We start from the raw sequence: 9,745 nt of genomic DNA, 5'->3' as shown, positions 1-9,745 counted from the left end.
ACAGCATTAGTTGTTCGCAGAGATTGCGGCTTTGAAGGTGAATTAGGCTTTAACTTCTTTGCTCGTCAAGCTGAATGCGTAAAATTAGCTAATAAATGGTGTGATGGTCCTGCATTGAAATACTTTGATGGCGCAGGATTAACAAATCCAGTACGTGATATCACAGGTAACACCTTCCTTGAAAATGCTGCCGATGTCTCCGTAGCAGATTACAATAACAGCATTATCCTTGCATCTGACTTAGACCTTGGTTCAGCTGCAACACCACGTATACTCAGCTATACAATACATGGGGCTTTAGGATATCGTTTTGATGATATGCGATTCCCAATACATGCAAGTCTTGGTGGTTCATATGAATTTGGCCACCGCGATTTTGCAGTAGCAGATCGTTGGACAATCTTTGGTAAAGTAGGCATGGCCTTCTAACTCCACTAATCTTTTCTGATCTTAAATCCCCAGGCTTTGCTTAGCAGAGCCTGGGGTTCTTTTTTTAAAGCCCAGATACTGGCGACAAAACAATCCCATCAAAATTACTGCCCTAAAGAGGACGAACTTGGAGGGCTTCTGGAAGAGGCTGCTTCAAGTTCGCCCTAACGGGCTCCTTTAGCAAAGACAGCGAGAGATGCCCAATCTTGAATAAAAAATACCCCTTTAATACAAATCCCAACCATATATTTAAAGATTATTGACGATTTAATTGATTTCTATTTGTAATTTTTAGTAAAGTTAGTAGTAGAAATGATGTATTACTAATAACAAACCTCTATTTAAGGAGAAAGACATATGAAGATCAAACACACACTAACCTATTCGTTGGCACTCTTGGCTACCGTACTCATCGCTGGTCAATGCCAAGCAATGAATCAACTTGAGTTCGCAAAAGCAGAAAGAGCTTTGAACAAGAAGATTGATTCTTTTCTAGCATTAGAAGATGCTGAAAAAGCTGATCCTATTGCTGCATCAGCAGCAAATGACATCGCGACGCTAAAAGCTAAAGTTGCAAAAAATCCAGTTCAGTTGAGAAAAGTAAAAGCTTTGGAAACAACATTCGAACGAATTAAGGCAACGGCTGAATTAGTGGTGCGTAGTACCCCAATAATAATGAAAGAAATAAATAGACAATTTGAACAATTGGGTTCTGGCTGTAAAAAAGAAACAGAGTCCATCATAGAACAAGCAAAAAAAGCGATAGACAAAGCGATAGACGATGGAAATAAAGAGACAAACGAGGGAAATAAAACCATAAGAGAGCTTATTGCTAGAACCAATAATGACAGTCGTTTTATCAGCTTTTTAATAGAAAAACTGCAAGCAACAACCGGTAAGGGTTATGAGGATTATGAAAAAGAATTTAACGAACCGTCCTCAGCAGGATCCTCAACATCAGCAGCTCAATAATAAATAAAAAATAACCAACGCGTTATCCAAGAACATCGAAAAAAGAACCGGACGGGAGCAATCCTTTTCCGGTTCTTTTTTTGTCTTTCAATCCACTCTATAACCCTAGTAATCAATAAACCATTGACTCGCAAACAAACAAATTGTTAGAACTAAAGGGGTAAAGAAAAAAGGGGAAAGAAGGGCATTTTTTTTGAGGAGGATCGTATGAAAAATCGTATTCTATTAAGTCTCCTAGTATTAGGAGTAGCGCCGGCAGCTTTTGCTAGCGACGGCTGTTGCCCAAAGAGCTGTTCATCAAGCAGCGATTGCAACACATCGTGTAGTAGCAGCACCGACTGCAACACTGATGAATGTTGCGGATGCCCATGCGCGGGCAAGACCTATTTATCAATGCGTCCACTGTATACATCACAAAGAGCTGAACTTATTGCAGGGTTCCGTAATGATAGAATGGTTGCTGCAGCTGAAAGTTGCTTCAATGGCGCTGTTGAAATCGTCGGATTTGGCGGCAGAACAACCAAACCTAGCCAATTAGCATCATACTTTTTACCACAGTGCAAAAGAACATTAGAAGCTCGCGGAATAATAACCGATGCTAATGATAAAAATACTGATTTAGATGTACAAAATTTCAACATTTTCACCGTAGATAGAGATTTTGCAAGCACCTTAACATTCAAAGCTCAACAATCAGTTGGCGGCGTTGGATTCCATTATAAGCAAGGTTTTGCTTTTAATGATGATCACAGCACATGGTGGTATGGCGAACTTTCAACTTCAGTGCAACACGTACACAACAGAATGACCCTGTGTGAAACGGTTACCAATAGTGGTGGTGGCGCTGATTTAGAAAGAGCTCCTAATGCAGTTGCAAACATGACAGAAGCTTTCAGACAAGATGCATGGTGTTTTGGTAAAATCGATGATTGCAAGAATATGACAAAGACTGCTTTAGCTGACATTGAAGCAAAACTTGGTATCGAATGGATGTATAACGACACCTGCAAAATTGGTAGTTATGCTGGTTTAATTATACCAACCGGTAACAAAGCAAAAGCTATTTACGTATTTGAGCCTATTGTAGGTAACGGTAAGCACTGGGGTCTTATGTGGGGTAATGACACCATGTTTGAATTCTGGAACAACTGCGACGAAACCTTGCATGCATACTTTGCACTTGCAACCAATGCACAATACTTGTTCAGAAACCACCAAGTACGTTCATTTGATTTGAAAAACAAACCTTGGAGCCGTTATCAAGAAACATATCTCAGCTTTGATCAAGCGCAAGAAGCCAATGTTCTTTGCAATAGATCAACAACTAATGCAACAAGTGGTCCACTCTTGGCAACTCCTGGTATCAACATTTTCACCCAAGAAGTTAAAGTTACTCCGGGTTATTCATTCAACATAACCACCGCATTAGTTGTACGCAGAGATTGTGGCTTTGAAGGTGAATTAGGTTTTAACTTCTTTGCTCGCCAAGCCGAGTGTGTAAAATTAGCCAATTCATGGTGCATAAGTCCTGCATTAAAAGCTGCTAATGGATGTGGTGATGTCAATCCAATACGTGACATTACCGGTAACCATCTTCTAGAAGAAGGTGGTACTCTTGACTTCAGTCAAGATAACTATAATTACAGCATTCTCACCGCATCTGATTTAGACCTTGGTTCAGCTGCAACACCACGTATACTGAGTTATACGATTCATGGTGCTTTAGGATATCGCTTTGATGATATGCGATTCCCTATCCATGCAAGCCTTGGTGGTTCATATGAATTTGGTCAACGCGACTTTGCAGTAGCAGATCGTTGGACAATCTTTGGTAAAGTAGGCATGGCCTTCTAACTCCAACCTTTCTGATCTTAAACCCCCAGGCTTTGCATAGCAGAGCCTGGGGTTCTTTTTTTTAAATCCCCCACTTTCGATCCTAATCCTTGATGCAAAAAACTCCCCTTTTTTATTCAATTCTAACCATATATCTGATAATTTTAACCTATACCATTGATTTCTATTTGTATTTTTTGATACGGTTAATAATAGAAATAATGTATAAATCAATAAACTCTATGTATTTAAGGAGAAAGACAGATGAAGATTAAACAATACCTAGCACTTACCATTATGGTGACACTGCTGGCAAGCGCCAATCAATGCTTTAGTATGACAAGTACTGATTACATTACAGGAAAAAAGCGTATCGAAAAATTTTTAGAGGATAAGCCCCAAAAAAATGATACTGCAAAAGCAATCACCGATCTTATTGCGTCTATGAAAGCAAAATTACAAGGCAAAGATAGGCTTAGATTTGCAGCTATTACGTCTTTAGAAAATCAAATTAATACAAAACTAGCCGGTCGTGGCGGTATGGGTGCAGGAGCCGCAGCAAGTGCTAGTGCAGCAGTAACAACACGTAAACCTTGGAATGCTGCCCGACAAGCTGAAATAGACAAAGCACGAGCTGAACAAGATGCTTTATTTCAACAATTAATGGAAGAACAAAAAAAACCTGTAGCTAAACCAATTGGTAGAGCTGGCGTACTTATTGGCGACGGAGCTGGATTTATTGGCGACGGAGCTGGATTTATTGATGACGAAGAAGCCGACAGAGAAGGCGAAAAAGCTCAAGAAGAAGGTGAGCAGATCTCTAAAGAAAATAAGGCAAAGTATGATGCAGAGGATGCGAAACTAGCAGCACGACTAGAAGCATTAAACCCAAAAGAAAAACAAGCACCACAAGACACACTGCCAGTTGTAGGTTTTACTCTTGCAAAAAATGATATACAAACAATAAAAGACTTAAGAACACAAGCGGATGAAGATAGAAAATCAGGCCACCGAGCCGCAGCAACACTATCAGATCTTGCAGCAGATGCCACAGCAGCAGCAGCAAGAACAATCCTGTACGCTCCCCCAGCTTATGATTCTGAGGAAAATAAGAGAGCATCCTTACGTTTACAAAAAGAAGCACATGCCGCAGCCGCTCTCGCAAAGGAAAAAGCAGAATTAATCAGACAAATTGCAGCAAACAAGCAACTGCTAGAGGATCAAGCCAAAGCACTACAAGCTCTCAAAGAATTTAACGACGCAACAGCTAAAGCATATGCAGCAGAAGAAAATGCAAGACTTATTCCTGGTAGTAACTCTGCAGGAACTTCATCAACAGATGTATCTTCGTGTCCTGGTTGTAAAGGCGCAGCTAGTTGGCATGTAGCTGGATGTCCAAGTGCCCCTAAATCATCTGGAGTTGTATCAGATGAAGCAAGTGATGAAGACAAAGAAGACACTGAAGTAATCACCTATACTCCGGGAAGCCAAACGAATTCACGCAGAGGCTCTGAAGCTGGATCTAAAATCACCTATGCTCCAGGAAGTCCAATGGTCTCACGCAGAAACTCCGAGGCTGGATCTGAAGCTGGATTTGAAGTCCACTATGCCACAGGAAGCCCAAAAAGACCTGTCACTCCAATAGCAGTGGATGAAAGCAAAGCAGACACTGAACTAGTAGAAGCCGCCATACCAAAAACGATTGCAGATATCATCGATGATATTAAAACAAATTTAGCTTCTGCACATGCTATTGCAGCTCAAGGAACTGCAAAAAACCCAGCTTCTCCTGCAGCGTTTGGAAAGGCCCATGACGCGGCCCTTGCAGGACTAAGATCTTTGCTCAGCAATGATGATAATAAAAAAGCAATAAGCAGCGCTAGTTCTAGACAAAAAGAAGCAATTAAAACTATAGCAGCTGATTTAATTAGACAATGGAAAAAATTGTATGATGAGAACTCAGAATTACGCAATAAAGCAAACTGGATTACAGGTGGATGGTTTTTCCAAAAACAACCTCAAATTACTGCAAGCCAAGAAGCAGAATTAAAAGAGTACTTAAACGAAATTGAATAACAGTAACCAAGTCTTATCAAAGGCCAAGGAGAACTACACACAAGTTCTCCTTGGCCTTTCTTTTTTATCCGTGCTAGAGTAGCTCAGCAAAAAATAAATAGTATACGAAATACGAAACAAATTATGTTCATCATTTATTTAATTCTAGCTCTTATAGGTAGCACTATGCATGCAAACAACACCAAACCGGCATTGCTCATCACGGGTGGAGCAGGTTACATTGGCTCCCATACCGCATTATTAATGTCAGAAAAGTACCAGATTATTATTCTTGATAGCCTTCTGCATGAACAGCCCTTTGACCATCCATGGGCAACGCTTATTAAGGCTGATATAGCCGACACCAATATTCTCCATGACATTTTTACCCGCTATAACATTCAGGCAGTTATGCATTTTGCTGCTTTTATTGAAGTTGGCCGTTCGGTTAAAGAGCCCTTGGCGTTTTACGAAAATAACGTAACCAAAACGCTAAAATTGCTTGAAGTCATGTTGGCGCACAACGTAAAAAACTTTATATTTTCATCCAGCTGTGCGGTGTATGGCATTCCCCAAAGCTTGCCGCTCACTGAAATCCACCCCAAAAATCCTATCAGCCCCTATGGCTCAACCAAACTTATTGTCGAAATGGCACTTAAAGAGCTCAATGTCGCCCATGGCCTAAATTTCGTCGCCTTACGTTATTTTAATGCAGCCGGCTTGCTTCCAAACGTAAACCTTGGCGAGCACCATAAGCCAGAAACCCATGTAATTCCCCTATTATTACAGGCAGCGCAAAGTAACACCCCGTTTTATATCTTTGGTGACGATTACCCAACCACAGATGGCACCTGTATTCGAGACTTCTTGCATGTTCAGGACATTGCCGATGCGCATGCCAAAGCGCTGGAATATCTGCAAGCGGGTAATAAATCTGATTTTTTCAACCTAGGGACCGGCAATGGTTACTCAGTACGGGAACTCATAGACACAACTGAGCAAATCACCAACACGACCATCAAAACTATCGTTCATCAACGACGCGCAGGCGACCCGGCAGTGCTTGTTGCTGACCCGAGCCATGCTCTGAATTCCCTGGGCTGGAAGGCACAGTATTCTGATTTGACTTATATTGTACGAACTGCGTGGGAGAATGTTGTATTGTCTGACCACACAGATCAAGAGAAAGAAATGACACGGTAATATAAAGCCCCTTGCATCAACATAATCTGCACAAAAACATGAATCTCTGGTTTTTGTCACTGCCAATTGTGTATACTTTTAATCAAATGGCAGATTACGTATCAAGAGGTTATAACGATGAAAACAATGCTCAAAATAGCGCTTATCTTTTTCAGTATCATGCCCATTATTGTTTTTAACGCAATGGGGCCACGTACCGTGACAGCACACTCACACGAACGCGCACCCGATGAAACTCGCTCAGTAGCAAAAATGAAAGCACTCACCGCTGCAGCACAAGGGTATAAAATGCAGCTTCAGAAAGTGACATCCCAGATTGCAACAATTATTGAAGCACTTATTCAAGAACATTTTGACCATATACAAGAACAATTAGGCTCAGTAAGTAATACCACCCACAACGAAGTCTCTGCTTTGCTTGTATCCATTACCAAAGATTTTGAGGCAATCCACACAAAGGTCTCAAGCTATCTGAACATTACCAATGCTGTCATGACCAAACAAGATCTGACAAGCAGTGCAAAGACGGCACAGGAATTACTTAACAACTTTTTTAGGACTGTCGCCAGTTGCCAACAAATACTTTCTACCGATACGTTCAAAAAACTTGATGCATGGTGCACAAAATATTCCGGCAAGTTTGATGAACTTTTTAATCACGAATAATCACTACTTTTTACTCAATACAACAAAAAAGCTCGGTAGTAATTACCAAGCTTTTTTGTAAATGGATTGGGTTATAGAAAATTATTATTACATAAACATTTACCTTGAAAGATCTCAGACTAAAAGCCTCCGATCTTTCATTCTAATTTGTTTGCACTTTCGCGCACATGAGAGTTTCGTTGTGCATGTTCTCTTGTATTGTGAGCAAGGATGACGTAATAGTTTCACCCATTTGTATAAAAATATTTTTCATGAATACATTTGTGGGATATTTTTGTACAAAATCAAACTGTTTATTATAACATTCAAACATCGTTCTAAAGGTTTCTGCTTGTAAAGCATGCCGCATATCTATTTTCATGTTGTTTGCAATAGTGTTCAAAATACCAACACCAAATCTACGCGTCACAAACCTTTGCGCAATGCCAAGTGATTGCAATTCCTTCTGATCATCACCATTCATACGAGATGGTGATGTAGGGCTAACAACCTGTGGTGAAACTGGAGGCAGTGCCGACGATGATGCCATTTTTTCTAGTGTATCATTCTGCACTGAGTTCGATGTATCATTTTCTCTGGCCGTATCGCATGGTCGACTTGTCATCGAAGAAGATGAAGATCCATGTGGCGATGTGAGGTGTTGACCATCACCTATCCTGAGTGTTAAGAAGTTTGCGCATGATTGAGCAATAGCTCCCAAACGATGTAACATTTTTTCTAATCGTGTTGGTGGCGCTACAATGATAGGGTCTTGATAGCCTTCAGAACCTTGTGGAACTAATGCTAGAATAAGCCCTTCCAATGAATTATTATCAAAAAACACCGGGCCATATTTGCCAGAGAATTTCTCTACAAAGTCGCTCGGAAGATTTTGTAGTCCTAAACGTTTAAGATCTTCTGCTGAGTAATTTGAAGTAGCTTTAAATATCTCTGGAATCATAACAAAATTATAACCAGCCGCATGTGCTTGTTGAATGCCATTTCGCACACCATTCAATTGAACAATAGCTTTCGTGTTTCTTGGTGATTGCAGCACTAAAAATACATCTTTCAAATTCTTTTTCATGGTATTAAGTATGTTAAATATTTCTTCGTGATTCAATACAACTAAACCAGCACCCACTGCTCCTGCAGCAACCACTGCCCCTGGAGTCAATGACTTGGCAGCGTTGCCATTGTCAGAATTGTGCGAATCATTATCGTTGCGACCATAGCGCCAATTGACGGTAGGGTTTTCTACTAAGACATAATTATTTTTTTTCATAGAAGCTTGAGCAACCTTTGCTAAAACTACATTGGAAGTTGGTAACACAGACCGATATGATAATTCTCTGACAGGAGACACATGTTGTTTTGCTACATCTGCAACTGGGTTATAAACAACCAATGCTGTAGATTTAGTCGCTTCTTGTTGCGTTGCCACCACCTGAGTTACAACTTGTTGCGGGGCAACTGATTGCGAGGCAACTTGTTGCCCAGAAACCGCAGGAACCAAAGCATCTTGAGCAATAGAGCTCATTACAACAGCAGGTTCAATTTTTTTAGGCTGAACTGTTTGTTCTGGAGCATCTTGCTCATCATCTTCGTCCACAAATGATCTTCTTTGTGCCATCTGCTTTGCTAAAAAATCTTGCATTGCTTGTTTTTCTTGTATCTGTTTGTACTCTTGAGCTTTCTCTTCTTTTGTTTTTTCTATTGGCTGAAAAACTTGTTTTTGAACATCTACCGTTGCAGTCACTGTATGCACTGCCACTTTTTCTGCTCTTTCTTGTAATTTCTTAAGGAATTCAACATTAGCCGCTACCGGATTTGACGGCATAGACTTAGATGTTTTTGAAGTTTCTGATTTAATAACTTTTTTAACAAATGCAGGTAATAACGATTCTTGAGTGCCCATAGAAGCTTGTGCCCCTGACATAGGATTTTTTACTAACTTTATAGCTTCTGGATGCATAATAAAATCCAAGCCGTCACTAAGACCTTGATTACAATTCATCGATGGTAATCTTGCTGGAACAGTTGCACCATCTGCAAAAGGCGGGGTTGGCATTGAAAACATAGAATTTGTTGATGAACCATTATGAGACGCAACAAAATTTGACCCTGCTTGACTCTGAGACATTGAAGTTCCCTGAGATACAATAGGATTATTATCCGTTGCCGAAATATTGGTTGCCCGACGGGCAAATAAATTTGATACATCATTGGATAAAAATCGAGATAAAACACTCGATGTACCTGGGATTGCCTTCTTAGATGCCGCAGATGCAGCATTTTTACCCAATACGCCCCCTAAACGATTCATACCCATTAATGGTACTGTCGCCATAGAAAACATCACTATGAGTGAAAATTTGATTGTTTTTAATATATTCATAATAACCTCCGTATATAACCTAAACTCCATATAGCATTCTCCATATATACCTAAGCTTATAGTAAAAATAATAAAATACAAGCAGAAATTAATATATCTGTGCGCAGGGGCACAAATTACCCAATTTGATCTGTTTTTCAGGGCACAAAGTCCCCGGGAACAGGTCGATTTAAACCTTAGCAATCAGATTAGCCTATTCTCACGCATCCC

Annotated in this window: 7 protein-coding genes; 6 read left to right on the top strand and 1 reads right to left on the bottom strand. The window is 40.2% G+C overall.

What is annotated here, in order from left to right; translation table 11 throughout:
• From NTX86_05820 to NTX86_05795, 6 genes are all read left to right on the top strand, one after another.
• Positions 1–429 (top strand): hypothetical protein (locus NTX86_05820; protein ID MCX5922813.1); only part of this gene is annotated, 429 nt, incomplete at its 5' end.
• A gap of 357 nt (positions 430–786) precedes the next feature.
• On the top strand, positions 787–1,401 hold the full coding sequence (locus NTX86_05815) for a hypothetical protein (protein ID MCX5922812.1): 615 nt from the start codon (positions 787–789) through the stop codon (positions 1,399–1,401).
• Positions 1,402–1,608: 207 nt separating this feature from the next.
• Positions 1,609–3,255 (top strand): hypothetical protein, encoded by a 1,647-nt coding sequence (locus NTX86_05810; GenBank protein MCX5922811.1) that lies wholly within the window; start codon positions 1,609–1,611, stop codon positions 3,253–3,255.
• A 243-nt stretch (positions 3,256–3,498) separates the two neighbouring features.
• The gene (locus NTX86_05805) at positions 3,499–5,310 is read left to right on the top strand and encodes a hypothetical protein (GenBank protein MCX5922810.1); all 1,812 of its coding nucleotides are present in this window, start codon (positions 3,499–3,501) and stop codon (positions 5,308–5,310) included.
• A 123-nt stretch (positions 5,311–5,433) separates the two neighbouring features.
• The gene (gene galE / locus NTX86_05800; GenBank protein MCX5922809.1) at positions 5,434–6,492 is read left to right on the top strand and encodes a UDP-glucose 4-epimerase GalE; all 1,059 of its coding nucleotides are present in this window, start codon (positions 5,434–5,436) and stop codon (positions 6,490–6,492) included.
• A gap of 117 nt (positions 6,493–6,609) precedes the next feature.
• Positions 6,610–7,158, top strand: a complete 549-nt coding sequence (locus tag NTX86_05795; protein MCX5922808.1) for a hypothetical protein — start codon at positions 6,610–6,612, stop codon at positions 7,156–7,158.
• A 142-nt stretch (positions 7,159–7,300) separates the two neighbouring features.
• Here the strand turns inward: NTX86_05795 and NTX86_05790 are convergent, their stop codons facing one another.
• Entirely contained in the window at positions 7,301–9,535 is a 2,235-nt protein-coding gene (locus tag NTX86_05790) for a hypothetical protein (GenBank protein MCX5922807.1), read from the bottom strand.
• Between the last annotated feature and the right edge of the window lie 210 nt (positions 9,536–9,745).

The sequence above is a fragment of the Candidatus Dependentiae bacterium genome (assembly GCA_026389015.1).
In the GTDB taxonomy this organism is placed as follows: Bacteria; Babelota; Babeliae; order Babelales; family Vermiphilaceae; genus JAPLIR01.
Note: the sequence above shows the minus strand (reverse complement) of the source record. Positions and strands in the feature narration are given on the sequence as shown.